The 26,022-nt window shown below is 42.3% G+C and carries 29 protein-coding genes; 19 read left to right on the top strand and 10 right to left on the bottom strand.

What is annotated here, in order from left to right; genetic code table 11:
* Positions 1–67 precede the first annotated feature (67 nt).
* Complete coding sequence (locus tag PSPO_RS21135; RefSeq protein ID WP_040642141.1) at positions 68–895, bottom strand: TIGR02285 family protein; 828 nt, start codon at positions 893–895, stop codon at positions 68–70.
* 228 nt (positions 896–1,123) lie between these two features.
* On the opposite strand from PSPO_RS21135, the gene PSPO_RS21140 reads away from it, so the two are divergent.
* From PSPO_RS21140 to PSPO_RS21165, 6 genes are all read left to right on the top strand, one after another.
* Complete coding sequence (locus PSPO_RS21140; protein WP_010558523.1) at positions 1,124–1,561, top strand: GNAT family N-acetyltransferase; 438 nt, start codon at positions 1,124–1,126, stop codon at positions 1,559–1,561.
* Between the two features lie 164 nt (positions 1,562–1,725).
* On the top strand, positions 1,726–2,247 hold the full coding sequence (locus tag PSPO_RS21145) for a GrpB family protein (protein ID WP_010558522.1): 522 nt from the start codon (positions 1,726–1,728) through the stop codon (positions 2,245–2,247).
* A gap of 43 nt (positions 2,248–2,290) precedes the next feature.
* Positions 2,291–2,695, top strand: a complete 405-nt coding sequence (locus tag PSPO_RS21150) for an MAPEG family protein (RefSeq protein ID WP_010558521.1) — start codon at positions 2,291–2,293, stop codon at positions 2,693–2,695.
* A gap of 8 nt (positions 2,696–2,703) precedes the next feature.
* Positions 2,704–3,342, top strand: coding sequence for a class I SAM-dependent methyltransferase (locus tag PSPO_RS21155; RefSeq protein WP_010558520.1), 639 nt, complete (start codon positions 2,704–2,706; stop codon positions 3,340–3,342).
* 8 nt (positions 3,343–3,350) lie between these two features.
* The gene (locus tag PSPO_RS21160; RefSeq protein ID WP_010558519.1) at positions 3,351–3,722 is read left to right on the top strand and encodes a rod shape-determining-like protein; all 372 of its coding nucleotides are present in this window, start codon (positions 3,351–3,353) and stop codon (positions 3,720–3,722) included.
* A complete protein-coding gene (locus PSPO_RS21165) occupies positions 3,719–4,516 on the top strand; it encodes a PhzF family phenazine biosynthesis protein (protein ID WP_010558518.1) in 798 nt (265 codons plus the stop codon). The genes PSPO_RS21160 and PSPO_RS21165 overlap by 4 nt, the downstream gene beginning before the upstream one ends.
* Positions 4,517–4,534: 18 nt before the next feature.
* Here PSPO_RS21165 and PSPO_RS21170 read toward each other — a convergent pair whose 3' ends face one another.
* Positions 4,535–4,942 carry a helix-turn-helix domain-containing protein gene (locus PSPO_RS21170; RefSeq protein WP_010558517.1) on the bottom strand — a complete coding sequence of 136 codons (408 nt, stop codon included), beginning with the start codon at positions 4,940–4,942 and terminating at the stop codon, positions 4,535–4,537.
* Between the two features lie 81 nt (positions 4,943–5,023).
* On the opposite strand from PSPO_RS21170, the gene PSPO_RS21175 reads away from it, so the two are divergent.
* The 9 genes from PSPO_RS21175 to PSPO_RS21215 all read left to right on the top strand — a co-directional run bounded on the left by PSPO_RS21175 (position 5,024) and on the right by PSPO_RS21215 (position 10,204).
* The gene (locus tag PSPO_RS21175; protein WP_010558516.1) at positions 5,024–5,629 is read left to right on the top strand and encodes a class I SAM-dependent methyltransferase; all 606 of its coding nucleotides are present in this window, start codon (positions 5,024–5,026) and stop codon (positions 5,627–5,629) included.
* A 73-nt stretch (positions 5,630–5,702) separates the two neighbouring features.
* Positions 5,703–6,458, top strand: a complete 756-nt coding sequence (locus PSPO_RS21180; protein WP_010558515.1) for an alpha/beta hydrolase — start codon at positions 5,703–5,705, stop codon at positions 6,456–6,458.
* A 1-nt stretch (position 6,459) separates the two neighbouring features.
* Positions 6,460–6,954, top strand: a complete 495-nt coding sequence (locus PSPO_RS21185; RefSeq protein WP_010558514.1) for a GNAT family N-acetyltransferase — start codon at positions 6,460–6,462, stop codon at positions 6,952–6,954.
* A 7-nt stretch (positions 6,955–6,961) separates the two neighbouring features.
* Positions 6,962–7,426 carry a 2-thiouracil desulfurase family protein gene (locus PSPO_RS21190; protein WP_010558513.1) on the top strand — a complete coding sequence of 155 codons (465 nt, stop codon included), beginning with the start codon at positions 6,962–6,964 and terminating at the stop codon, positions 7,424–7,426.
* Between the two features lie 15 nt (positions 7,427–7,441).
* Positions 7,442–7,984, top strand: coding sequence for a GNAT family N-acetyltransferase (locus PSPO_RS21195; RefSeq protein ID WP_010558512.1), 543 nt, complete (start codon positions 7,442–7,444; stop codon positions 7,982–7,984).
* Between the two features lie 142 nt (positions 7,985–8,126).
* A complete protein-coding gene (locus PSPO_RS21200) occupies positions 8,127–8,612 on the top strand; it encodes a helix-turn-helix domain-containing protein (protein ID WP_010558511.1) in 486 nt (161 codons plus the stop codon).
* Positions 8,613–8,620: 8 nt separating this feature from the next.
* Positions 8,621–9,031 (top strand): GFA family protein, encoded by a 411-nt coding sequence (locus tag PSPO_RS21205; protein WP_040642075.1) that lies wholly within the window; start codon positions 8,621–8,623, stop codon positions 9,029–9,031.
* Between the two features lie 4 nt (positions 9,032–9,035).
* On the top strand, positions 9,036–9,782 hold the full coding sequence (locus PSPO_RS21210; RefSeq protein WP_010558509.1) for an SDR family oxidoreductase: 747 nt from the start codon (positions 9,036–9,038) through the stop codon (positions 9,780–9,782).
* Positions 9,783–9,784: 2 nt separating this feature from the next.
* Positions 9,785–10,204, top strand: a complete 420-nt coding sequence (locus PSPO_RS21215) for a GNAT family N-acetyltransferase (protein WP_010558508.1) — start codon at positions 9,785–9,787, stop codon at positions 10,202–10,204.
* A gap of 36 nt (positions 10,205–10,240) precedes the next feature.
* Here PSPO_RS21215 and PSPO_RS21220 read toward each other — a convergent pair whose 3' ends face one another.
* A complete protein-coding gene (locus PSPO_RS21220; RefSeq protein ID WP_010558507.1) occupies positions 10,241–10,852 on the bottom strand; it encodes a TetR/AcrR family transcriptional regulator C-terminal domain-containing protein in 612 nt (203 codons plus the stop codon).
* Between the two features lie 221 nt (positions 10,853–11,073).
* Here PSPO_RS21220 and PSPO_RS21225 point away from each other — a divergent pair, with 221 nt between their 5' ends.
* On the top strand, positions 11,074–12,156 hold the full coding sequence (locus tag PSPO_RS21225; protein ID WP_010558506.1) for an efflux RND transporter periplasmic adaptor subunit: 1,083 nt from the start codon (positions 11,074–11,076) through the stop codon (positions 12,154–12,156).
* 2 nt (positions 12,157–12,158) lie between these two features.
* Positions 12,159–15,209: an efflux RND transporter permease subunit gene (locus PSPO_RS21230; RefSeq protein WP_010558505.1), complete on the top strand. Its 3,051-nt coding sequence runs from the start codon at positions 12,159–12,161 to the stop codon at positions 15,207–15,209.
* A gap of 102 nt (positions 15,210–15,311) precedes the next feature.
* Here the strand turns inward: PSPO_RS21230 and PSPO_RS21235 are convergent, their stop codons facing one another.
* Positions 15,312–15,830, bottom strand: coding sequence for a cytochrome b (locus PSPO_RS21235; protein WP_010558504.1), 519 nt, complete (start codon positions 15,828–15,830; stop codon positions 15,312–15,314).
* A complete protein-coding gene (locus tag PSPO_RS21240) occupies positions 15,827–16,795 on the bottom strand; it encodes a catalase family peroxidase (protein ID WP_010558503.1) in 969 nt (322 codons plus the stop codon). The genes PSPO_RS21235 and PSPO_RS21240 overlap by 4 nt, the downstream gene beginning before the upstream one ends.
* 522 nt (positions 16,796–17,317) lie before the next feature.
* On the opposite strand from PSPO_RS21240, the gene putP reads away from it, so the two are divergent.
* Positions 17,318–18,796: a sodium/proline symporter PutP gene (putP, locus tag PSPO_RS21245; RefSeq protein WP_021033044.1), complete on the top strand. Its 1,479-nt coding sequence runs from the start codon at positions 17,318–17,320 to the stop codon at positions 18,794–18,796.
* Positions 18,797–18,799: 3 nt separating this feature from the next.
* Positions 18,800–19,909 (top strand): glutamate 5-kinase, encoded by a 1,110-nt coding sequence (gene proB / locus PSPO_RS21250; protein WP_010558501.1) that lies wholly within the window; start codon positions 18,800–18,802, stop codon positions 19,907–19,909.
* Positions 19,910–20,011: 102 nt separating this feature from the next.
* On the opposite strand, the gene PSPO_RS21255 is transcribed toward proB, so the two are convergent.
* Genes PSPO_RS21255 through PSPO_RS21275 form a run of 5 tightly spaced genes read right to left on the bottom strand, consistent with a single transcriptional unit; the run spans position 20,012 to position 25,235 of the window.
* Positions 20,012–21,247 (bottom strand): ABC transporter permease, encoded by a 1,236-nt coding sequence (locus tag PSPO_RS21255; RefSeq protein ID WP_010558500.1) that lies wholly within the window; start codon positions 21,245–21,247, stop codon positions 20,012–20,014.
* Entirely contained in the window at positions 21,244–22,434 is a 1,191-nt protein-coding gene (locus tag PSPO_RS21260) for an efflux RND transporter periplasmic adaptor subunit (protein ID WP_010558499.1), read from the bottom strand. The genes PSPO_RS21255 and PSPO_RS21260 overlap by 4 nt, the downstream gene beginning before the upstream one ends.
* Positions 22,431–23,597 (bottom strand): efflux RND transporter periplasmic adaptor subunit, encoded by a 1,167-nt coding sequence (locus PSPO_RS21265; RefSeq protein WP_010558498.1) that lies wholly within the window; start codon positions 23,595–23,597, stop codon positions 22,431–22,433. The genes PSPO_RS21260 and PSPO_RS21265 overlap by 4 nt, the downstream gene beginning before the upstream one ends.
* A complete protein-coding gene (locus PSPO_RS21270; protein ID WP_010558497.1) occupies positions 23,590–24,564 on the bottom strand; it encodes an HlyD family secretion protein in 975 nt (324 codons plus the stop codon). The genes PSPO_RS21265 and PSPO_RS21270 overlap by 8 nt, the downstream gene beginning before the upstream one ends.
* Positions 24,561–25,235, bottom strand: a complete 675-nt coding sequence (locus PSPO_RS21275) for an ABC transporter ATP-binding protein (RefSeq protein WP_010558496.1) — start codon at positions 25,233–25,235, stop codon at positions 24,561–24,563. The genes PSPO_RS21270 and PSPO_RS21275 overlap by 4 nt, the downstream gene beginning before the upstream one ends.
* Positions 25,236–26,022: the final 787 nt, after the last annotated feature.

Consider the following 26,022-nt stretch of genomic DNA (forward strand, 5'->3'; position numbering starts at 1 on the left):
AAAAACACCCCACACCTAATACCGCTAACGACACCTAACACCACCACTAACAACGCCTAACCAAACGCTAATATTCCTTTAAATACGGTTTTAATGTCGGAGCCATATGCTGTGGTAACCAACGCAGCATTACAGCTGTAAACTGCTTACTGTGGTTAAGCTTTGCAAGCGCTGCATCAATCGCTTTAATTGCAATGTCGCCTTGCGGGTTTTTGCTACAACCAATATATCCGGTTGCTACCGCTTTTGCTTCTTGTACGCTTAGTTGCGTGAGCTCATTATTGGCGTCCATCAATTTACTTAAATAGGCGTGTTCGCTGGGGTAGCCCAAAATAATGTCCACCCGCCCTTTTAACAACATATAGGTTAAACTTTCAAGCGAATCGCGGCCTGCGCGAGTTGATAGCTGTTCGCTAGGCGATGATCTTAGTATTGCATCTATTTCTTTACTGTATGACCGATTAAGTGTGGTGCCCACGGTTAAACCGTGATTTAAAATTAAATAACGCAACGACACATCAGTGCGGTTGCCAAGTTCTAATTTATCAACCAATGATTTACGCATGGCAATAGCAGGCGATAACCCAAGTGTAGAATATTGCTCAGTAAAGCTAATAAACTGTTCGCGTTCTTGATTACGATACAAAGACGCCATACAAAACACCTGATCACTTCTGCCAAGCGCTTTCACCGCTCTACTTGCCGGCATAACATGACGTTTAAATTTATAACCCACTAAGTTTTTAGAAACCAAATCAATTACTTGCTCGTCTCTTCCTTGACCCATGTATTCGCCTTTTAAAATATAGTAAGGAGGGTAATCAACCACAATCCAATTGATCACTTCAGCTAGGCAATACGTGGGGAGCAGCAATACAAGTAACAAATTGCGCACTTTTTTCGCCTCAAATTTAACCACGCTATAAGTCTAGGCTAACACGCTGAAATTTCTTCATAAGAACAAATTTAACTAATAAATAGAGTGTTTATACCAGAGCGTGTTGAACTTTACGGTCTAACGCTTAAATATGAGCAAAACTAAAATACGTCGCTTTATGCTGTTTCACGGGGTAAACTAATTTTTCGCGGCTGCACATCAATTTCAGTCACAAAGAGAAATACCATGATTGTAGAAAATGTGCTTCCTAACAACTACGCAGAATTGCTAGCTGTTTGGGAAAATTCAGTCCGAGCAACGCATGACTTTATTACAAAACAGGACATTGCGTATTTTAAACCCATTATTTTAACGCAGGCGTTTCCAGTGGTAACGCTAAAATGTGTTAAAAATGATTTGGGTGCAATATTAGGATTTATTGGCGTTCATCAACACAAAATTGAAATGCTGTTTGTGCTTAATGCGGCACGCGGTAAAGGCATTGGTACATTATTGTTGAACTATGCCATTGATCAGTTAGCGGCAACAAAAGTGGATGTCAATGAGCAAAACCCTCAAGCTGTTGGTTTTTATCAACACAGGGGATTTCACATTAATGCCCGCTCGCCAATTGATGATTTGGGTAAGCCCTTTCCAATATTGCGTATGACATTGCAGCCTTAAACAATAACCATGTAACACGGCTCGGTTGGTCGTCACCACATTGTTAGAACATAAGCCCAAAGCTAATAACTTTGGGCTTTTGCGTTTATGTAAAAGTCTAATTACCGTTGTTGATATGCCTATAAAAGACAGCGTTTTAATCAAATAACAATAAAGGAAGTAGCATGCGAAAAATCGAGGTCATGACTTACACACCACTATGGCGTGAACACTTCGAGCGTGAAGTCGCGTTAATTTCAGCGATACTTGGTGCTAACTTAATCGCAATTGAGCATATTGGCAGTACGTCGGTGCCTAATTTGGCGGCAAAGCCAGTGATTGATATTTTGCTAGAAGTAAAATCCCTCGATGTGCTCGACACATGCAACGCAGCCCTTCAACACATTAGCTACAAAGCCAAAGGGGAAAATGGCATTAGTGGTCGGCGCTACTTTCAAAAAGGTGGGGATAAACGCAGTCATCATATTCATGCCTTCGCAAAAGGGGATGAGCACCTCTTTAAGCATCGCGTTTTTCGCGACTACCTTATTGCAATGCCAAATATCGCTACTGAATACGCTAAAATCAAACAAGATGCAGCAATAAGTTGTAACAATAACAGTGCGTTATATTGTGAATTAAAATCAGATTTTATTGCCCAACATCTTGCTCTTGCAGTACAGTGGCATCACAAAAATAATCTTTAAACGGAACTGGCGTATTTAACCCAATTTTATACGCAACAATATCATGGTCGACCTAACTCAATATCACCTTACCCTGTTAGTCCTTGGCTTAACCGCTATGTTAATGATAGTGCAGCTGTTAATTGCCGATGTACTGGCAATTGTAAAAAAGCACCCTCCCGGATTTCCAGTTGAAAACAATCACGAAAATTTATTATTTCGTGCCAATCGCACTCATCTAAACATTAATGAAAGCATTGCCATTTTTATTTTAAGCATAGCGTTTGCGATAGCCATGAATGCCAATAGCAATGTGGTTAACGGAGCCGCGCTCAGCTACTTTGTTGCACGCGCCCTGTATACACTTTGTTATTACTTAAATTTAAAATTATTGCGTAGCGCATTATTTGCCATCAGTTTAGTGGCGCTTATTGTGATAAATATCGCAGGTTTTATTGCGTGGTTTTAGAGGAAAACATGGATAATAACGCTCTCTCGGTCGATACATTTAATCGTTTAACCAAGCAATACCAAGACAAATATATGGACTTCGACCATTATTTTGATAGCTACGATACCTTTTGCCAGCTATTAAAAACTAAAAATGCCAGTGTGCTCGAAATTGGCTGCGGTCCAGGTAATGTAACTAGGTACCTATTAAATAAACGAAATAACCTTCAGATCACAGGCATTGATCTGGCACCCAATATGATTGAACTTGCCAAAGCGAATAACCCAACAGCCAAGTTCAGGGTGATGGGTTCACGTAATTTAAGTGATTTAAATCATCGCTTTGACGCTGTATTTAGTGGTTTTTGTACACCTTATTTAAACACCCTAGAAGTTGAAAATCTTATTAAAAATGTCTCGAACTGTTTAACAGCAGGAGGGCTTTTTCATATCAGCACTATGGAAGGTGAAAATGCGCGTTCAGGCCTGCAAACATCCAGCAAGGGCGACCAAATGTACATTTACTATCATACCTTTAGTGACATCACAGCCATGCTTGAAAAATACGCATTTGAAATTATTAAGGTTAACCGTAAAGTGATGAATTCGGATGCAACAACGCCTGATACAGATCTGTTCATTTACGCTAAAAAACGCGCGCAATAGGAAATACTATGTTTAACCAACACGTGCTCTACGTCACAATTAATAAAGACCACATTACTATCGATAACTTTGACGCTAACAAACAGCAAGTGATCACTGGTACGTTTTCTAATGCACGATTAGCTATCGCACATTTTCAAGCTTGCGAAGCCAAACTCAAAGACGCTATCAGCCAAGTACAAACTAAATCGCTGCTGCAAACGCTCACCTTAGTTATGCACCAAAGAGCACTGAACGACGGTGGTTTGTGTGAAATTGAAGAACGTATTTTACTTGAACTTGGGTTAGGTGCTGGTGCAAGCAAGGTATTTATTTGGCAAGGACAACCACTCACAAGCGAGCTAATCGCACAAAAAGTTTACGAGAAGGGGCAATCATGAAACTTGAAATGCAGGTGATTGATGCATTCACCAATGAGCGATTTAAAGGCAACTCTGCGGCAGTGATCATTACTGATGCTTGGCTAAGTGACAGCCAAATGCAAAATATTGCCAGTGAAAACAACTTATCAGAAACCGCTTATTTAGTGAAAAATGAGGCTAATGTTTACCATATTCGCTGGTTTTCGCCACTTACAGAGATTGATTTTTGCGGCCACGCCACGCTTGCATCGGCCTTTGTTCTATTTTCTAAATACCCAGAAAAGTCAGAATTTACATTTTTCGCAAGCGCCGTCGGTGAAATGACCATAGTGAAAAACGCCCTCGGCCGTATTGAAATGGACTTTCCAAATCGCAAACCAACACCCGTTGAGCCACACCAAGTGCCCGCGGCATTGCTTGAAGGCTTATCACACACGCCACTTGAAGTGCTTAAAAACGACCAAGCCTATTTCGCTATTTATGACAATGAAGACATCGTTACTGCCATCACAGCAGATGCTGAAAAACTTAAAACCCTTGCACCTTTAGATGTGACCGTGAGTGCACCGAGCACACAATTTGATTGTGCATCACGCTATTTTTGGCCCGCCAATGGCGGGGATGAAGATCCGGTAACCGGCTCTATTCACACAGGACTTGCACCCTACTGGGCTGAAAAATTGAATAAACAGCAAATTGTGGCGCTGCAAGCATCAAAACGCAGTGGCATTTTGTATTGTGAAGTAACAGACACCCGTGTCAAAATCTCTGGCGATGCAGTGCAATACCTAACAGGTACCATTACAATTTAAGCAAAATCAGCAATGGTATTACTTCAGCTTGTTCGGTTTCGCTTTTAGGCGTTTACCCGCAAGATTTAAAAAACGCTGAAACGTTGGGCAAGCTAAATGATGTGGCGCGCTGCACTCAGCAGCGTGGCGCAAGCCATCTCGTATCGCCGTCATCGATTTAATTTGTTTATCGAGCTCGTCGGCTTTTTCAAGCAATAACGAGCGATTCACCTCAACGCCTTTCGGCAGCAGCATTTCAGCAATTTCATCGAGCGATAAACCAACGTAGCGCCCCAAATTAATTAGCGCTAACTTCTCTAATACCTGTTTGTCGTAATAACGGCGTAACCCATTGCGACCGGCAGAGCGGATCAGCCCTTTTTCTTCGTAATAACGTAAAGTTGATGGTTTTAAACCCGATTGTTTAGCAACTTGCGCAATATCCATAATTTTTCTCGCATGCACTTGACTTACAGTCGACTTGAAGTAATACCCTTATTCTATTGTTTAAATTAACAGGCGTAAATCATGACCTTTGACAGCATGTGGGATACACGATTTTCAAACAGCGAATATGCTTACGGCACTCAAGCAAATGACTTTTTAAAACAACACGTTTCATCACTTAAGGCAAACAAAGTGCTCACACTTGCAGAAGGAGAAGGACGCAATGCAGTATTTCTTGCTCAGCAAGGCTTTGAGGTCTGCGCCGTCGACGCGTCAATCAAAGGGTTAGAAAAAGCAGCGCGATTAGCTGACAAGCACAAGGTAAACATTGAGTTTATTCACGCTGATTTAACCAACTTTGATTTAGGTGAAAATAAATGGGATAGCATCATCTCAATTTTTGTCCCGTTTTCACAAGCGCATAGACGTTTACTTCACGCCAATGTGGTTAAAAGTTTAAAACCAAATGGGGTATTTTTACTTGAAGCCTACACCCCCGAGCAAATTCATTTAGGCACAGGCGGCGGCAAAGACATCAGTACAATGATCACAACAACACAGCTTAAAAATGAATTAGCCGGGCTAGATTTCACATTGCTACAAAGCCTTAAGCGCACTGTTATTGAAGGTACATTTCATACCGGTGAGGCAGCTGTGATCCAAGCGATTGCGAGAAAATCACTATAAATCATATAGCTAAAATGTTAAAAAGGCGCTCAATCAAACGTTTAAAAACAATAATTTATAAAAAGGAAGATTCATGCGTTTTTCTCTTGCGTTAAGCCTGATGTTAGGCCTTGCGAGTTATGCGGTTAATGCCAAAAATAGTGACTTGAGCGTGTTTGATCAGTCACGCGACCGTCATATTCCAGTGACAGTCTCAAAGCCCACAAATTCAGCAAGTTGCACGCAAAAAAATCAATGTCCGGTCGCCATAATTAGCGCGGGATATGGCATTAAACACACTGAATACCAATTTATTGAAACTTTGCTCAATAAAAATGGGTTTTTAACTATCGCTGTAGGGCACGAACTGCCCAATGACCCACCGCTATCAGTTAGCGGCGACTTATACCAAACGCGCAGCGAAAACTGGCAACGTGGCGCACAAACACTGCGTTTTGTTAAATCGCACTATGCCAACAAATACACACACTATAACTTTAATGCGCTCACGTTAATCGGCCATTCAAACGGTGGCGATATTTCGTCGTGGCTTGCTAATGAAAACGTCGATTATATCGAGCGCGTGATCACTATCGATCATCGCCGTGTACCGCTTCCTCGAAATCCAAATATTAAGGTGCTCTCAATTCGTGGCAGCGACTTCCCAGCCGATAAAGGTGTGCTTTATAGCGAAAGCGAAACTCAGCAGCTACCTGTATGTGTTGTTAAAATTGCAAAATCTCGTCATAACGATATGTACGACGGTGGCCCTAAGTGGTTAAAACAGGCAATAAACGCACACATCACGCAGTTTTTAAACAACCAACCTTGTCATTCTAAAAGCGAGTAATATGAAAGATCTGTGCTTGTTCAATAGCCAACGACTCACGGTGTCGGCGTTAAAGCAAACGCTAAACCATGTTGAACTTAACCAGCTGATTGCAATTTTAAGTCCCGAGGTAACACGTTACTTACCACTTAGTTTTCACGGGATTACAACACCTGTTGATGCAAAGGTTTGGTTAAATGAACAAGCACACACAAGCCAAGTTTATGGCATCTATCACAATGCCGAGTTAACACTGATTGGCTTACTTATAATTTATGAAAACAATGGCCATGCACATATTGGTTATTTATTTAACGCGCAATATTGGGGCAAAGGTTACGCCAGTGAACTACTAAAAGCACTCATTCACTATGGCAGAGCAAAAACACAGTGGCGCGTAATACTCGGTGGCGTAAGCATTGATAATCCAGCATCGGCGCACGTGCTAAGCAAAATGGGGTTTACCAAAACGCCTTCTAACACCAGCGATATGCTGCAGTTTGAATTGGCGCTTTAATAATCTGATGCAAAAATTACTAATAAGCAGCTGTTTGTTTGGCAATCCTGTACGCTACAACGGCAAAGCGCTCGCCCTTGAGTTACAAACGCTGAAACAGCATTTTGAACTTTTGCCTTTTTGCCCCGAAGTAAGCACAGGTTTGCCAATTCCAAGGCCGGCTGCTGAAATTATCTATCGCCAAAAACACAATACCACACGCGTGATACAAGATGACGGACTTGATGTTACCGACGCATTTATGCTCGGCGCAAAACTCACCTTAAAATTTTGCCAAACACACCATATAAAATTGGCGTTATTAACCGAATTTAGCCCTAGCTGTGGCAGCACTGAAATATATGACGGCACCTTTTCAGGCAGTAAAGTAAGTGGACAAGGCGTCACTGCACAGCTGCTAAACCAGCATGGCGTAAAAGTATTTAATCAGTTCAATATTAATGCTTTAATTGAACGGATAACTAGGGCCTAGCAAGGAACACCAAACATGGACATCAACTACCGCGCCGCCAATCAAAGCGATGCCTCAGCAATTGCGTCTCTTCACACACAAAGTTGGCAAAACACCTACCATACTATGTTAAAAGCCGAATACTTAAGCCAAGTTGCCCCAAACGAGCGTTTAGCGCTGTGGCAATCTCGTTTTGCTACTGAAAATAGCAAGCAGCATGTAATTATTGCGAGCCACCAAAGCAAACTCGTTGGCTTTATTTGTGTTTACGCCGATCACAATACAGAGCTTGGCAGCTTGCTCGATAACTTACATGTCGATGGTCATTATCACGGTAATGGCATCGCCAAGCAGCTAATGTCTATGGCAACACAATGGCTACAAGCAAACGCCAAACACCCAAGCATCTACTTAGAAGTGCTATCAGGAAATCATCACGCCATTAAAGTGTATGAAAAGTTGGGCGCTAAACGCGTTAAGGCAGGTGTATGGCATGCGCCATGTGGTTCAGTGGTCGATGAATTTGTTTACCAATGGTCGGATAAAACTCAATTAAGTGAGTACCCACACTCAGTATAATAACCATTTTATTTGGCTGTCGCTAAATTGTCAGATAGATGACAGGTAAATGTCATTAAGATGTCTGGTATTTGTCAGCGCAGTCGGTACACTAAATTTTTATGCTGTTCCTTATCAACTTACACCGATAAGGAAATACATCATGAGTTTATTTGTGAAATTAGATAATAAGAAAATACAACAACTGCGCTTACAACACTGTTGGAGTCAAGAAGAGCTGGCAGTCACGGCGGGATTAAGTATTCGCACCATTCAGCGTGTTGAAAAAAATGGCAACGCCTCGCTCGAAACCAGTAAAGCATTAGCCGCAGTGTTTGAGCTAACACCCGCGCAACTGCAACAACAATCAAATATTGAGCATATTACCTTTGCCTTTTTAATTAAGTACGGTTGGATTGCCGCGTTTGCCATTTCAAGTGTGATGTTTGGTTTGTGGATTGTTGATATTCTGATCCCTACGCTAAAAGGCGCCAATTTTGATGCCCAATATGAATTACACGGAAATTTTCGTTATTTGGATTTTGGTGGCATCAGCTTTGTGATAGGGTTTGTGTGGTTAAGCATTAACATTTTTGTTGATTTTCAAGCGCGTAAAAAGCAGCTATCAAATTCAACTTCCTCAGTTTAAGGACAAATATGTATTCTGCCACTTGCCTATGCGGCGAAGTTCACATGACAATTAACGGCCCAATTAGCGATATTATTCATTGCCACTGCTCACTTTGCAGAAAATCAAGCGGTACCGCCTTTGCGACCAATGGCTTTATTGACTCGCAGTCGCTAACAATCGAAAAAGGGCAAGAATTCATTAACTCGTTTGAAGTAAAACCGGGTAGAAAACGTCATTTTTGCAAGCAATGCGCGTCACCACTTTATAGCTCAAATGCGGATGACCCAACACGTTTACGCCTGCGCTTAGGTGTACTTGACTGCGATATTGCTGAACGCCCAATGTCCCATAATTTTGTTGATTCAAAAGCCAATTGGGATAGTTTAAATATGGATTTGCCACACTACAGCGAGTTCGAGCCAAGCCGCTCAAAATAGCATTATGAATAAAGACACAATAAACAAAGTTGTTTTAGTTACCGGCGCTTCTCGCGGTATTGGCGCCGCTACGGCAAAACTGCTCGCTAAGCGCGGTTATCGTGTTGCGATTAACTATGTTAAAAATGCCGATGCCGCAACAGATGTTGCAAATGAGATAAAACAAAACGGCGGAATGTGCGATACATTTTGTGCAGATGTTACAAACGAGAATGCAGTTACTCGCCTTTTTGATAACATTGAAGCGAATTTAGGCAAAGTGAATTATCTCGTTAATAACGCAGGAATTTTATTTAAACAAAGCACACTTTCAGATATTTCCCTTGAGCGCTTTTTAAATACCGTTAACGGTAACCTTACCAGCACGTTTTTATGTGCCAAAGAGTTTATAAAACGTTGCCCGAGTGATGGCGTAATTGTGAATGTGTCTTCGGGTGCATCGCAGTCGGGTGCTCCCTTTGAATATGTCGATTACGCAGCAGCAAAAGGCGCGGTAGATTCACTTACCCGTGGCCTTGCCCTAGAAGTTGCCGAGCACGGTATTCGTGTTAACGCTATACGCCCAGGGCTTATTTATACTGATATTCATAGCGACGGTGGCGAACCAACGCGCGTTGACCGACTCAAAGAAAAAATCCCACTTAAGCGTGGCGGGCAACCTATAGAAGTAGCAAATAGCATCGCTTATTTATTATCAGACGACGCCTCGTTTATTACCGGAAAAATACTTGATGTTACAGGTGGCATCTAATAATGCCTTCACCCTTTCAAGTACAACAAATTACCGCCGCTGAAACGATTAGCGTGCGTCATCACGTACTGTGGCCAGACAAGCCAATGGATTTTTGCCAATTACCGGAAGACCAAAACGCCGTCCACTTTGGCATTAAGGTTAAGCGAGAACTAGTGTGTGTAGCATCGTTATTTATCAATAAAAATGAAGCGCGTTTGCGCAAATTTGCCACCTTGCCTAGTTACCAAAACCAAGGGCTCGGCAGCGAACTTTTACAGCATATTATAAGCGATGTTAAAAAGCGCAATATTGAACAATTTTGGCTTGATGCCCGCGAAACAGCCGTACCGTTTTATCGTCGGTTTGGCTTAACTGTTGAGGGTGAGCCCTTTTTAAAACATCACCTAACTTACGTCAAAATGGTACTGCGCCTTAGCTAACGCGGTTGCATTTACGCCAAAACCGCGTTTACTCAATTAAATTTCGTAGTAACTTAAAAACAAGTCCAGAGTATCATTTGTTAGCTCGCGCATTTGCGCTTCAGTCAATCGCTCCTCAAAATGTAACACCTGCGGCCAAAAAGCTTGCCCTTTTAACAAACCTAGTAATTGCTCAGATACTAGATACGGGTCTTTTTTGCGAAATTTTCCATCTTCCATAGCATGTCTAAGCCAACGAATAAGCGTTGTTTCTTGTTCAAAGAACTCCCGTAACTCACCATTAGACATCTCCGGGTTAAATAAGCAGTAACCCATTGCCACGCGAATTAAATCAAGTGTACCTTGATCGCACATAAACTGAAGCTCGTTGGCAATCAACTCGCTCAGCTGACTGCGCAAATCTCGATTCTTATCGTATTCAAACTCATACGTCAGAATATTCTGACTCCAAATATCACGAATAATGTGAGTTACCAAAATCTCTTTACTTTCAAAGTGATTGTAAACAGTACGCTTTGATACTTGCGCAGTTTCGGCAATTTTATCCATGCTGGTGTCACTTACACCATATTGCTGGAATGCCGTTTTTGCGCCATCAATAATCGCTTGGCGTTTTTGCATACTGCGGCTGATTTTGGCTTCGCTCATGATTTGGTCTCTTAGAAAAGTTGGAAATTATTTTTACACTAATTGGTTTACTTTTCAATTGCGACCAGTAAACTACACCGTACAGTTTACTTGATCAATGATTATACTGAAGCGTCTTTAGCCGTTAGCGGTTTTCTATTTTAGGTTTTAAATGCTTTAAAAATCATAAAGATAAAATCAAGTTCGTTTTATTAAACTTTGACAACTAAGCAACAATGACTATGAAAACTCACTTTTTTACCTCTGCGACCCGTGTAAAATTAGTCGCACTTTCGCTGTTAACTTTGTTTTTGCAAGCGTGTTCCGACGCCCCTGCCGAACAACTTACTGTAGAAAAAGTACAAGCCGTTAAGCTAGTACCCGCTGTAAGCAACGCAAAATTGGTTAACCGCACTTTCCCTGCAGAAGTGTCGGCAGTAAAAACCGTCGATTTAAGTTTTGAAGTATCTGGTCGTTTAATCCAAACACAATTAATGACAGGTACGCTGGCAAACCAAGGCCAACTGCTAGCACAAATTGACCCGACACCGTTTAAACAACGTGTACAAGAAGCCGAAGCTCGCTTAAGCCAAGCAACACGAGATTTAGAACGTATTGAAGCAACGGCAAAAAACGGTTTGGTATCTCAAAGTCAGTTAGATAACGCAAAAACCAACTTTGAACTCGCCGACATCGCACTTAAACGCGCTGAAAAAGATCTCAGTTACACCACCTTACTCGCACCATTTAACGCGCAGATCTCTGAACGTTTCGCTGAAAAAGGAAACTACGTACAAGCCGGCGATATTGTGGCTCGGCTACAAGATGTTTCGCGTTATTACTTTAATGTGAATGTGCCAGAGCGTTTGGTAAGCAAATACAAAGAGGGTTCGTTAGTTGGCGCTAATGCACATATTATTTCGGCGCCCGATAAAGTTTACCAATTAGAATACATTGAACATGCCACTCAGCCCGACCCAATTACACAAACATACAAGGTGGTTTTTGCCGCACAAGCCAATGACACCAATTTAACCCCAGGTGCACGTGCGGTTGTACAAGTAAGCCTTGAAAGTCAAAGCGACGAGCAACATTTGCTAGTGCCATTTAATGCTTTACAAGGTAACGATAGCGAAGGTTTTCATGTTTGGAAATTCAATCGCGATACGGCACAAGTAAGCAAGGCAAACGTCGATGTGTTATCGGTTAAAAACCGTTTTGCAGCCATTAAAAGTGGTATTACCGAAGGTGATTTAATCGTTGCCGCAGGCGCCGCGCAAATGCGCGAAGGCATGACTGTAAAACCCTATAAAGCGGAGCTATAACTGTGGATATCGCTCGTTATTCAATTAAAAACCCAGTCAATATATGGCTGCTGGTGATTGTATTATTAATTGGTGGCACCCTTGGTTTAAGTAACATTGGTCGCTTAGAAGACCCGGCATTTACCATTAAGCAGGTGCAAGTTGTAACTCAGTTTCCAGGCGCTAGTGCGCAAAAAGTTGAGCGCGAAGTCACCGAACAACTTGAAATTGCACTGCAACAAATGCCGCAACTTAAACAGCTAACGTCTATTTCAAAACCCGGTTTGTCGGAAATTACCGTTGAAGTAAAACCTAACTTCGACTCAAACGAGTTACCGCAAATATGGGATGAACTAAGAAAACGACTGCGCGATGTCACCAGTATTTTACCATCAGGTAGCCATGCGCCAACGGTTTACGATGACTTTGGTGATGTTTACGGCATGTATTACGCGCTCAGTGCGCCTGAATTTAGCCCGCAAGAGTTACGTGAATTTGCGCGCATTATTCGCCGCGATTTACTCATCACCGAAGGCGTTGCCAAAGTGCAAGTCAGTGGTGTGCAACAAGAGCAATTGGTGGCTTACATTAACCCATATCAGTTGTCGGGCTTAGGTATTTCATTTCCAGAAATCACTGCACTACTTGAAGAAAATTTAAAGCCATTTAATGGCGGTCGTATTCAACTAGAAGGCCGTAGCCTACGTTTAATTGTTGAAAACCCGCTAGATCAAATTGAAGAAATTTATAACCTAACAATTGTTGTACCGGGTACTAACCAGTCATTTAAAATTCGTGATATTGCTGAGCTTAAATTTGAGCCGCTCGATATCCAGCCTACGCTTATTCGCTACCAAGGTCACGAAGCAATTACCCTTGCCGTGTCGGCGCTAAACGATGTCAACATTGTTGAAGTGGGTAAGCGCGTAAATGCTAAAGTGGCCGACTTGTTAAGCGAGCTGCCAGCAGGCATCACACTGACCCCAATTTATGACCAAGCCAATATTGTTGATGAATCTGTAAAAGGGTTTATTAATAATCTAATCATGTCGGTGATTGTTGTAACCTTAACGCTGATGGTATTTATGGGCTGGCGCTCAGGCGTGGTGGTTGGCTCGGTACTGTTAATTACCGTAATGGGCACCGTATTAATTATGTGGCTGATGGGTTTACAGTTACAGCGTATTTCTCTGGGCGCTATGGTAATTGCTATGGGGATGCTGGTTGATAATGCCATTGTAGTTGCCGAAGGTATGATGCTGCGCATGAAACAAGGCAAAAAAGCGCTTGAAGCCGCAAGCTTTATTGTAAAACGTACGCAATGGCCATTATTAGGTGCAACAGTAATTGGAATCGCGGCCTTCTCAGGCATTGGTTTATCAGACGACGCAACAGGTGAGTTTCTTTACTCGCTATTTGCGGTGGTATTAATTTCACTCATGCTCAGCTGGGTATTAGCAATCACCGTAGTGCCGCTATTTGGTAAATACTTTTACAAAGTGGAGCAGCAATCAAATACACAATCTGGCCACAGTGCATTTTACCGTGGTTATATCGCCCTACTACACAGCGCACTTAAATTAAGATGGATTACGGTTGCGGTGCTGTTTGCCATTACCTTTATTGCCTACGCCAGCTTCGGTTTAGTGAAACAAGGATTCTTCCCACCTTCAAATGCGCCTATTTTCTTTGTACATTACTGGGGACCACAAGGGCAAGATATTCGCGAAACCACCAAAAAAGTAGCCGATACCGAAAAAATGCTACTGCACTTTGATGAAATAAAGTCAGTAACCAGCTTTGTTGGCCGTGGTGCAGATCGCTTTACCTTAACTTATGCGCCGCAACAACCAAACGAAAGCTACGGCTTTTTCTTGGTACGCACCCACCAGCGTGATGAAATTGACGGTGTGATTCAGCAGTTAACTAAGCTGATGCCAGACATCGATCTCAACGCCGATTTTTATACCGAACGCATGCAGTTTGGCCCAGGTGGTGGCGCTAAATTAGCAGCGCGATTCTCAGGCCCAGATTCTGAAGTACTGCGCCAGTTAGCCCGTGAAGCAGAAAACATTATGCTAAACGATGGCAAAATTCGCGATATTCGTCACGATTGGCGTGAAAAAGGCTTAGTGTTAAACACCCATTATGATTCGGTAAACGCAGGCATTGCGGCGGTTTCACGTAATGATTTTGCACAAACTATTCAATATGCATCAACGGGGCTGGAACTTGGCCGCTTGCAAGATGGTGATTACAGCTATGCCATTACCGCCAAAGTAGCAAGCTCGGGCCAATCGGAAACCGAAGCAATTGAAAACAGCTTAGTGTGGAGCTCATCACAGCGTAAATACATTCCATTTAGGCAAGTATCAACGGGCTTAAAACTGGAAAATGAAGAGACTCAAATTCATCGTCGCGACCGTGTAAGAACCATTACGGTACTTGCCGACCCGGGCTTTGATGAAACCGCAGGTAAAGCATTTGCACGTATCAAACCACAAATTGAAGCAATGCAACTACCGGCTGGCTATAGCCTAGAATGGGGTGGTGAATACGAGTCATCACGCGATGCACAAAAAGCACTTGGTACAGGCTTGCCTGCGGGCTTTTTAGTGATGCTGTTGATTTCAATTGTGTTATTTGGCCGCGTGCGTCAGCCACTGATTATTTGGTTAGTTGTGCCAATGGCTGCGGTAGGCGTTGTAACTGGTTTACTTGTTACCGATATGCCGTTTGGCTTTATGTCACTGCTGGGTTTCTTAAGTTTATTTGGCATGTTAATTAAAAATGCCATTGTTTTACTTGAAGAAATTGACCTGCAAATTAAAGAAGGCAGCGTACCAAACGAAGCTATTTTATCGGCCAGCGCGTCACGTTTACGCCCTGTTGCACTGGCTGCGATTACCACTATTTTAGGTATGGCGCCGCTTTTAAGCGATGCGTTCTTCGCCGATATGTCGGTAACCATTATGGGTGGTTTAGCATTTGCAACCTTGCTCACACTGATTGCCGTGCCTGTGTTCTATAGCATTTTTTACCGCTTAAGCTATCGCAAAGTGAAAGTAAGTTAACACTTTGCTAGCTGAATAAAAGCACAATAAAAAAAGCGAGTTAGGGTTTCCTTACTCGCTTTTTTATTATTAATAACGCCGCCATATAAAAAACAATAAACGTTAAAGCATGCGTTTTAAGGTATCGTCTTTTTTAATAAAGTAATGGTACAGCGCACCCGCAACATGCATAAAAATTAGCAAGGCAAACACAGCAATAAGTAAGCTGTGTAATTCGCGAAACAAGCCATAAAGCACAATGTCTGGTTCGCTTTTCACGCCAATGCTCACTATGCCAAAAAACGAAATTGGCTTACTGGCGAAATACTGCGACAAAATGCCCGTTAGTGGCACTGCACACATCAAACAATAAAGTAGAAAATGCACACTGCTTGCTGCCATTTTCTGCAACTTAGATTCATCACTGCTCGAAGTAAGCGGCGTTGAGCTAAATTTGGCGCACACTCGCAGCACAAATAATACTAAAGCAACTAAGCCAAACGCCTTATGTAGCGCCAGTAAACTAGGTTGCCATGGTTCAAGTGAACTAACCATAGTTAAACCTGCAGCAAACAGCGATACAAACATCATCGCCATTACCCAGTGTAATAATCTTAAACTTAAACTGTGTTTAGCAATCATTGCAGCGCCTCCAGCAGTTTTTCTTTCGCTCTGCGACGATAAGACTCCGCATATGCAGCAGAGCGCGCATTCAAGATAGGATCTTGAGTCGCGACAATGCCTGTTGGTAAGGTTAGCGGATCAAAGTTAATGTCGTGGCAGCGCGCACCTTCGCTGGAATCGATAGTTTTAATCTTGAGCACTCCTGCAGATACCTGTTCGCGTGAGCTTGGCCAAATTACCGCTGGATTAGTTTCATCATCGCCATCACTGGCTAAAGTAAACACCCAATTAAATGATACAGCCCCGTTTGCTAAACGGCTTGATAACTCATCAAACAGCGCATTATTGCTATTTGAAAGGGTATTTGGTGTGTTATCGCGAGGCATAACATGCCACCTCACCGCCTGTTTATTGTTTTGATTATCAATCAAATAGAACGCATTTATGCTGTTGTATTGCTCAAGAGCAAAACTCGAAGACGGCGTGTAGCTGGCTTTCCAATTTAAAAAATCTTTGCTTTCAGGATGCTCGTTAAAAAATGCTTTAATCGCATCAGGTCCTTGCTTAATTGCCACAATTTGCTGATAAAAATCATGTGCATTAGTGACCGCCATCGCAGGCGGTGTATTCATGGCAATACGCCACTGCTCAGTGCTGCTTAAATCAAAACTCAACGCTAGGCTACGCACGGGCGCTTTTAAATCTGGCGCTGTTGGATTACTACCCGCAATTGAAAAGCGACCAACAAAAGCAGTCGTTCCAGCTTCAAACAAGGTGGCTTTTGTGTAGGGTGCAAGTGCGCCATTAGCGACAAACTCACCTGTTATACATGCACCTTTTGCATGCGCACGGCGAAAACCAGCAAACGGCTTATTGCCTTCTTGCAAGTCGACAAATTGCTGCGCAGTGACTTTTTCCTGTGCAACTAAATTGGCAGACAACACCAAGCCCAACCAAGATAAAAATTGAATAAGTGTTTTCAAATGTGCCCCTTCACTTTAATAAACCACGATAAAGTTCACATCTATACCAATCGCTGAAAATGCAAACATAACTAAAAGAGTGTAGCCGATTGGCATAAATGCACGGTTTATAAGGTATAAACCGGAAAACAGGCCAATTTATTTCACCTATTTACCCTTATTTGCTTCGACTTCAAATTAATATTTGTTTATCTAACTAAATCTAAATAAATCATAAAAACGTCAAAAATAAATTAGATCAATATAAACAAACACTTAAATACACTTTCTGCGTTGATCAAGTTTTATCCACTTGAAATTAGAGCTCAAATAATTAGAATTGTAATCAATTTAAACCATGTGAGGTAAATATCATGAGTACTAAGACGGATCTTTTTGGGTACCTTTCTTTTAAATTTATCGCCGCTGTAAGTTACTTATTAGCCGCGGGTTCTCTTGCTAAAAAGCGAATCTCAGGTGACTCACAAGGGCGCTACGCAAATTCTCAAAGCAAATAACATAATTAATTAGTACTGAAATAAAATGTTCGATTACGCGACTTTTTCTATTTTATTATATTTCGCCCTGCTAATTTTCATTGGCGTTTATGCCATGAAAAAATCCACATCAGATAACGGTGAATATTTACTCGGTGGGCGCAATGTTAGCGCCAAAGTGACCGCGTTATCAGCTGGCGCCTCAGATATGAGTGGCTGGATGCTGATGGGTCTACCAGGTGCCGCTTATGTTAGTGGATTAGGCAGTATTTGGCTTGCAGTTGGCCTAGTGTTAGGTGCCTATGTGAACTATCACATTGTTGCGCCTAAGCTTCGAGTATTCACAGAACTTGCAGATGATGCACTGACCATTCCCGAGTTCTTTTCAAAGCGCTTCGCCCTTGAAAAAGGCAGTGTAAGACTCATTGCGTCGATTGTTATTATTGTATTTTTCACGGTTTATACCGCATCAGGCCTAGTCGCCGGCGGTAAACTGTTTGAATCGGCATTTAATATTGATTACACCATTGGCATTGTGGCTACCGTTAGCATAGTCGTAATTTACACGGTACTTGGCGGGTTCCTTGCGGTCAGTTTAAGTGACTTTATTCAGGGCGTAATCATGCTCATTGCGCTGATTGCCGTACCTATGGTGACCTTCAGTAACTTTGATGCTGAAGCTGCCAGTAACTTCACCCAATCAATGTCGTTTGATTTTGGCAATGTTGAATTGCTTGCCGCTATTAGCTTAATGACATGGGGCCTTGGTTACTTTGGTCAGCCACACATTATTGTGCGCTTTATGGCAATTGATAGCCATGAAAACTTAGCCAAAGCACGCAAAATCGGTTTATCGTGGATGACAATTTCGATTATTGGTGCGCTAGTAACAGGCCTTGTTGGTGCAAGCTTTATTGCCAACAGCGAGCAATCAGTATCTGATCCCGAAACCATTTTTATCTTTCTATCACAGTTTTTGTTCCACCCATTTGTGGCAGGTTGGCTGCTTGCAGCAATTTTAGCTGCCATTATGAGCACCATTTCGTCACAGCTATTAGTGTCGTCGAGCTCGCTGGTTGAAGATATCTATAAGAGCTATGCAAAGCGTCAGCCAAGCAGTAACGAACTGCTGATGATTAGCCGCGTATGCGTGCTCGTGGTGGCCGTTGTGGCATCACTGATTGCCCTAGACAGCAATAGCAGCGTACTTAATTTAGTATCAAACGCATGGGCCGGTTTTGGCGCAGCATTTGGCCCACTGGTAATCTTTAGTTTATGGTGGAAAAAGCTAACGCACAGCGGCGCAGTAGCCGGTGTGGTTGTGGGTTCACTCACCGTACTACTTTGGGCATACGTACCGCTACTCGAAAATGGCGAAACCTTAAGTGTTTACTTTTACGAGTTACTACCAGGTTTTGTAGCGAGTTCACTTGCTATTGTGCTGGTTAGCTTGAACACGCAGCAGCCAGATCAGCAAGCTATCAAATGGTTCAACGCAACAAACGCCAAGCTCCAAGAGGCTTAATTTATGCAACAAAATCTTAAAAATATCGGCTGGAAACGGATTGTGATTAAAGTGGGAAGCGCATTAATTGCGCCTCACCGCGACGGATGCAGTAGCCAGTATTTATTAAGTATCGCAAATTTTATTGTACGTTGCCGTGCATCAGGTATTCAGGTGGTATTAGTATCATCGGGTTCAGTTGCCGCAGGCGCGCACTTATTTAATAACGTCGACAATTCGTCGATGACAGTGAAAAAAGCCATGGCGGCAGCAGGCCAGTCTGAAATGATGGCAACTTGGGATAGGTTATTTGATTTTAATACAGCCCAAGTACTGCTTACCCATGCCGATTTACGCAATCGCGACCGCTTTGAAAGTGTGCGCGACACACTGACTGCGTTACTACAAAACGATATTCTGCCTATCGTAAATGAAAACGATACGGTAACCACCGACAAGCTAAAAGTGGGTGATAACGACAATTTATCAGCAATGGTGGCCAGTGCCGCTTACGCCGATGCATTGATTATCTGTTCTGATATCGATGGACTTTATACCGCCAATCCTCATGAGGACAAAAGCGCAACGCTGATTCCTGATGTAATGCGTATTGACCCTGAAATTTATGCGATGGCAGGCGGTGCAACCAGCGATGTTGGTACTGGCGGTATGAAAACCAAAGTACAAGCCGCTGAAAAAGCAGTTTCACACGGTATTAATACATATATTGTTAACGGCTTTAGCGAAGCGACGTTTAATACGCTGTTACAAGGCGGTAATCCGGGCACCTTGTTCCACGCTATTGAAACGCCAATGCAAGACCAAAGCCACTGGATGAAACACACCACCAAAGCACAAGGTGAACTGGTTGTTGAAGACACATTTGCAATGCAAAAACAAAGCGACAATCTTATTACGCCGCAAGATTTGGTGAATGTGATTGGTGACTTTTCTGCAGGCGAAGTGGTACTACTTCGTAAAGAAAATGGCGACAAACTTGCCAAAGTAAAAAGTAATTACAGCAGTTGCTTACTTAATTTTGTGGCCGAACAAGACAACGATGACTTGTCTGAGAAGCTGCATGACTCAGCAGCACCTATTCTCTCAGAGCAATATGTGTCTTTAAGTAATTAGCAACTAACTTGCACCGTAATTGTTTGACCCTATCAAACATAATTACAACCCAACAAAGGGGTTAGCATAGCGCTAACCCTTTTTATATTTACCTCACTAATATTAATCACTTTGCAGTGCATCAATCGGATCAAGCTTAGAAGCCTTAATCGCGGGGTAAACGCCAAAAACAAGGCCCACCAACGCACAAATGCTAAACGATAACACAATTGCGCTCAGCGACCACGACACCGCCCATTGAGAGTAAAAAGCAATCAGCTCTGACAGTGCAATACCAAAGAATACACCTAGTAAGCCACCTAAAATGGAAATGGTGAAACTTTCGGTAATAAACTGCACTTGAATGTTCTTTTGCGTAGCGCCAATGGCGCGCAATAAACCGATTTCTTTAGTGCGCTCAAGTACAGTGGCTAGCATAATGTTCATAATGCCAATGCCGCCCACCAGCAGTGAAATCCCGGCTACACACGACATTACAATATTAAAAATTTGCTGGGTTTGCTTTTGCTGTGCCAATAACGCGGCAGGCACAATCAGCTTGTAATCATCAATATCGTTATGACGCCCTTTTACTAGGGCATCAATCGCTTGCGCGGCCATCACGGGGCTAAAACCCGGTTCGGTAGCAAGTTTAATGCGAGTAATTTCAGGGTCGAGTAATTCGCTTTTAAAGCGGTGAATCGCAGTTTTAAGCGGAATAAAAATCTGGTTTTGTTCATCGCCTAATTTAACGCCCTGAAACTCTTTTTTCTTTAAAAATGGCGCTTCAAGAATACCCACTACTTCAAACCACAAATGGTTAATTTTGACTGATTTCCCCACCGCATCGCCAAGCGGGAACAAAGTACGCGCGGTATTTGCACCGAGCAGCGCCACTTGCGAAAAGTGCTGACCATCTTGCTGATTAAGCAATCGCCCGGCACTTAAATCAAAATGTGCAAGTTCAAAGTAGTTTTCACTTACACCTACCGCTTGACCATCAAATTTGGCGTATTCACTAAATACATGGTAGGTTTCAACCACTTTTTCAGCGGCAAAATCAGTAATAAACGGCAAAGCTTCAACTGCAACTTTGCCATCGTTAAGCGATAACCCGTCCGAGTGCTTACGCTGCTCTCTAAGTTCATCCTCTTCAAAGTCTTTAGCTTCTACAATTACGTTATTAAGGCCCATTGAATCAATCATTTTCAGTGCTTCACGCTGTGCACCTTCACCAATGTTCAACATAGCAATTACCGCACCTACACCAAAGATCATACCGAGTAAGGTTAAAAAAGTGCGCATTTTATGCTGCTGCAATTGCACTGCGGCATCTTTAAATAATCCGACTAAATTCATAGTTTGCCCTCCTGCTCAACTAGCGCAATTACATCACCTTTGGAAAGGCCCTTTACAATTTCAACATGGCTTAAATTACTTGCGCCTAAGGTAACTGGCGCTTTGCTATAACCCGATGCCGTTTTAAGTTGCACATACGCACCTTCTTCGTCAGCAAATACACTAAATTTTGGTACGATTAGCTTTTCGGCTGGCTGATCTGCAACTATGTTTGCCACCACTTTTAAGCCCGGTCGCAAGTAGTCGCCTTGCTCATCAATACTGGCGGTGATCTCGTAATACTTTTGCGGATCTTGTCGCTTAATTGATTTAGGAAACGGTGCAAGCTTACTTATTTTGCCGCTAAAGGTTTTATTGGGTGTTGAAATAAGCGAAAACTCAATTGCTTGATCTTGCTTTAAATTAATCGCTTCGCGCTCTTTTACAAACAACTTGATTTGCATAACCGAGGTATCGGGCAAGCCTGCAATTTTTTGGCCCGGCCACAGGGTTTGCCCTGCTCTTGGTTTTTCACCATGCCAATCTACGCTATGGGTTAACAAACCATCGTGCGGGGCAACCACCTCTAACGACGACAAATTGCCATCGAGCATATTAATTTTGCTTTGATGCTGTTGGCTCTGCATATTTAACAGGTCTAACTCGCCTTGCGCGCTGCTATTAAACTGATCAGACTGCCAATTAAAATAGGCCGTTTTGGCATTTAAATAGTCAACTTTTTGCGCCTGCTCTAAAATCTCAAGTTTCGAGATAATACGGTCATCGTCGATAGAAAAATTTTCAGCAAATTGCTTTTCTTCTTCAACAATTTCCATATCAAACCCTAAGTGTTTTCTGCGCGTGTCGATTTCGGTATTTTTACCGGATAAATCTTGCGACACTTTTTGGTTTGAAAAATCACTCTCGCGCTTTTGCTTAGTCATTACACGACCATCAAACCGTGCAATCACTTCACCTTTTTTAACTTGAGAATATTCAGGCATTAACCACGCCAAAGTTTGCGGCCCGCGCGATGATGCAGGAGTGCTAATCACGGTTTCATTAGCGGCAATCAGTTCGCCTTTTGCCTCTACATAGTTTTTAAACGGGGCTTTTTGCACGGTAAACGTAAGCTCGGCGGCTACATCATCAGGTTTTAAGCACGCGGTTAATAAAATCACGCTTACAACAATAGCTAAATACTTCATAAACGCACTACCTCTCCTTGCTCAATGCCACTTTTTATTACCGCAAAACCATTACTAATATTACCTACCGTAACTGGGGTTTTATCACCATTTTTTTCAATTACATACGCGCTTGATTGGTCGCTATGCAATGCGCTTACAGGCACTATCAATACATCATCAATTTTATCGGTCGCTATTTCTACGCGGGCGGTTAACCCTGGGCGCATCGCAGCTGCATTAATATTATCGAGTTTAATTAAGGTGTCGACGATTCGGCGTTTATCTTGCGGCGATTTTTCACGAAACGCACTGCCAATACTGGTTATTTTGCCCGATGTAATAATCGGCTCAGAGCCATCAATGGTCACTTTAACATTCTGATTAAGTGCAATGCGGCCAAAGTCAGCTTCGTCAATTTGCGCTTTTACCTGCATATCTTCGATTACCGCTAATTCAATTACTGGTTGGCCAAATTGCACACTTTCACCTACCGTTGGCTTTTCACCACTGGCGTCGGTGTAATACATTACAATGCCATCCATAGGAGCTTTTACTTTCAGCTTTTCAATGTCGTGTTCTAGGGCATCAACTTCTGCTTTTAAGCGCTCGGCTTTACCTTTAGCTAACCGAATATTGAGCGCTTTAGTTTCTTCTTGAAATGTCAGTTTTTTCTTAGCTAGCTCAAGATCATTTTGCGCAATGGTAAAATCAATCTGTGCCTTACGTTTATCGTTATCCGACATCGAATCATCGTTAATATCGGCCTTACGCTTGGCAATATCGTAATTCATTTGCGCTTCGGCAAGGGCGAGTTTTAACTCTTCTTGGTTTTTAATCTCTTGCGCTTTTTGGTTTTCGAGCTCTTTTACCGCGCGGTCATATTCGCTGGTTTTTTCAATTAATCGGTCGCGCACGGGTTTATCATCAAAAGACGCAACCATTTCGCCTTTTTTAACTTGTTTATTCTCAGGCGCTAAAAACTTCACCTTGTATTGCCACATACGCGAAATAGACGGCGGTGCAATAAGCGATTGCTGTGCCGACTCTAATTCGCCATTGGCTTGCACAGCCAATTGTAAGCTGGTTTTTTCAATGGTGTGATAATCAAATTCATCATCGCCACAACCAGTTAGCGAAAACGCGATTAGGCTTGCAACTAAGCCAAGCTTAAACTTATTCATTACTGCCTCCTTGCACCACAACGCGCCCCGTCATACCCGGTAAGATTTTTAACTGCTGTGTATCATCAAACGTAAACTTAGCGCGATAGTAAGCATCTTTACCCCATTCTTTACGCTCTTCCGGTTGTGTTGAAATATCGCTTAATTTTGCAGTAAGTGGCGTATCTTGATACGCATCAAGCTTAAGCGACATTGTTTGCTCTTGCTTTAAGTGCTTATAATCAATTTCGTGCACCCAAGCTTCTAAATAAAGACCGGTCATTGCTGGAATTTCAGCAATTTTCCAACCCGGTTGTGCAGTAACCCCTGAAAACAATTTAGTGCCATACCAAGGGTGATTACCATACAAAATGGGGCCTTGATTGGTGGCTTTATGGGTAAGATTTTGCAAACGTTCGCGGTTTTCTTTTAAGTTAATTTGCAAATGTTCTATTTCGATTTCTTGCTTGCGAATGTTTACCTGCGCCGTAGTTTTAGCCTCTGCTAGGCTTGCTTTAGCTTTGTGTTTTTGAATTACCGCTTGCTCAAGTTTTAGCTGGTTTTCTTCATAATCAAACGCACTTACATGGCTTTTAGGTACAGCCGCATCAATTTTGGCTTTTTCAAGTAACAAATCAGCACGGGCAAGCGCAAATTCGGCTTCTAAAATGGCTTGTTTTCCCTTGTTTTGTTGGCGTTTTAATTCATCTTGTGCGGTATTAAGGCTTACTTCGTCTTGCTCAATGGTGCTGGCAATTGAGCCGCCTTCAAATACCACAACCACATCACCGGGTTTGGCAACTTCGCCCTCGGGTAACATCCATTCAACTTGAATGCGCCATGTATCACTTTGCGGTGCAAAAAAGGTTTGGCTGTCGCTCGCTTTTATTTCCCCAGTAATAAAAATATTTTGCGATGCAAACACCTGCTTTGTAAAAAGCGCGCTTGCAAGCATCAATGGCAGCGCGCTAAGTTTAAGTGTTTTCATTGAACGCTATCCTCTATTTTCACACCATCTTTCATGCGAATAATGCGCTTAGCGTACTCGGCAATATCTTCTTCGTGGGTCACCATCACAATGGTGTGGCCTTGAGCGTGCAGGTCACATAACAGTGACATAATTTCGTGGGATGTTTTGCTGTCTAGGTTACCGGTTGGTTCATCGGCAAAAATCACTTTAGGCTCATTAACTAAGGCTCTGGCTATTGCCACACGTTGCCTTTGCCCACCGGACATTTCATTTGGCTTATGCCCTGCCCTGTGATCAAGCCCCACCTTGGCAAGCATGGCTAACCCTTTTTGTTTTGCATGTTCTGGCGATATATCACTGTACCTAAGCGGCAAAGTAACATTTTCAAGCGCAGTTAAACGGGTTAACAAATGAAAGGTTTGAAAAATAAAGCCAATACGCTGGTTACGGATTCTTGATAAGTCTTCATCGCACATATCTTGAATTGATTGTTTAGACAAAAAATACTCGCCTTTAGTTGGCGTATCTAAACAACCCAAAATATTCATTAGCGTTGATTTACCTGAGCCCGACGAACCCATAATGGCGACAAACTCCCCTTCGTCGATGGTGATAGAGACATCGTTTAACGCGGTAACGCGCGTTTCTCCACTGCCGTACTCGCGATACAGGTTCTTCACTTCAAGCACTGCACACATTCCTTGATTATAATTTTTAGCCGTTAACGGTATACAATCTGAACAGTTCAGTCAACTGATATAACCAACTGATTTAAATAGATAAAAACACATTTAAATGAGAATCAATCGCGTTAACCATTTGTAACAAAACGTGTATTTGGAAAGGTGGGATTTTTGCTTAATTTGGCTTTAAAAATAAAGGTACAGCGCCCGCATTAAGCGGCATTTTGTACAGTAAACCAGTAACTGAAAAAATGCTGCATAAAATGCTTAAACCACCCAAAAACAAGAGTTTTAGAAATAACAATAAATAATACAGCGTTAAAAACAGCTACGTTTTCGATTTTTATATTTAAAGTTTTTAACTTAAAAGCTAGTATCAGTCACTTTGCTTTGCACAATGCAAGAACTGATCTAATGGGTTATGACCAAAATGGTTTACGTTAACTGCAATTAACGTTAATTCGAGAATTTGCTATCAGCTGATAAGAGCGAATTTGGGTAATAGAGAAGATAATTACAACTTCCTGTTTATCATAAAGCCCATCCATGGGCTCCATGTTACTTTTCTTTGCTTCGCCAAAGATAAAGTAACCAAAAGAAAGGCGACCGCACTATCAAACTTAATCCTCAAAACAACTTTGAATTTTATGATAAACGCCATGAATCGGCATCCATGCCTAGGCATGGCTTGCTCGACCGCTTCGCTCCCTGTCTCGCATTATCAATTCAAACTTGATTTTCAGGTTTGATAAAAGCGGAAATGATTTTTTTGCAACAGCCTTCAAGGTCATCA

The organism is Pseudoalteromonas spongiae UST010723-006, assembly GCF_000238255.3.
Classification (GTDB): domain Bacteria; phylum Pseudomonadota; class Gammaproteobacteria; order Enterobacterales; family Alteromonadaceae; genus Pseudoalteromonas; species Pseudoalteromonas spongiae.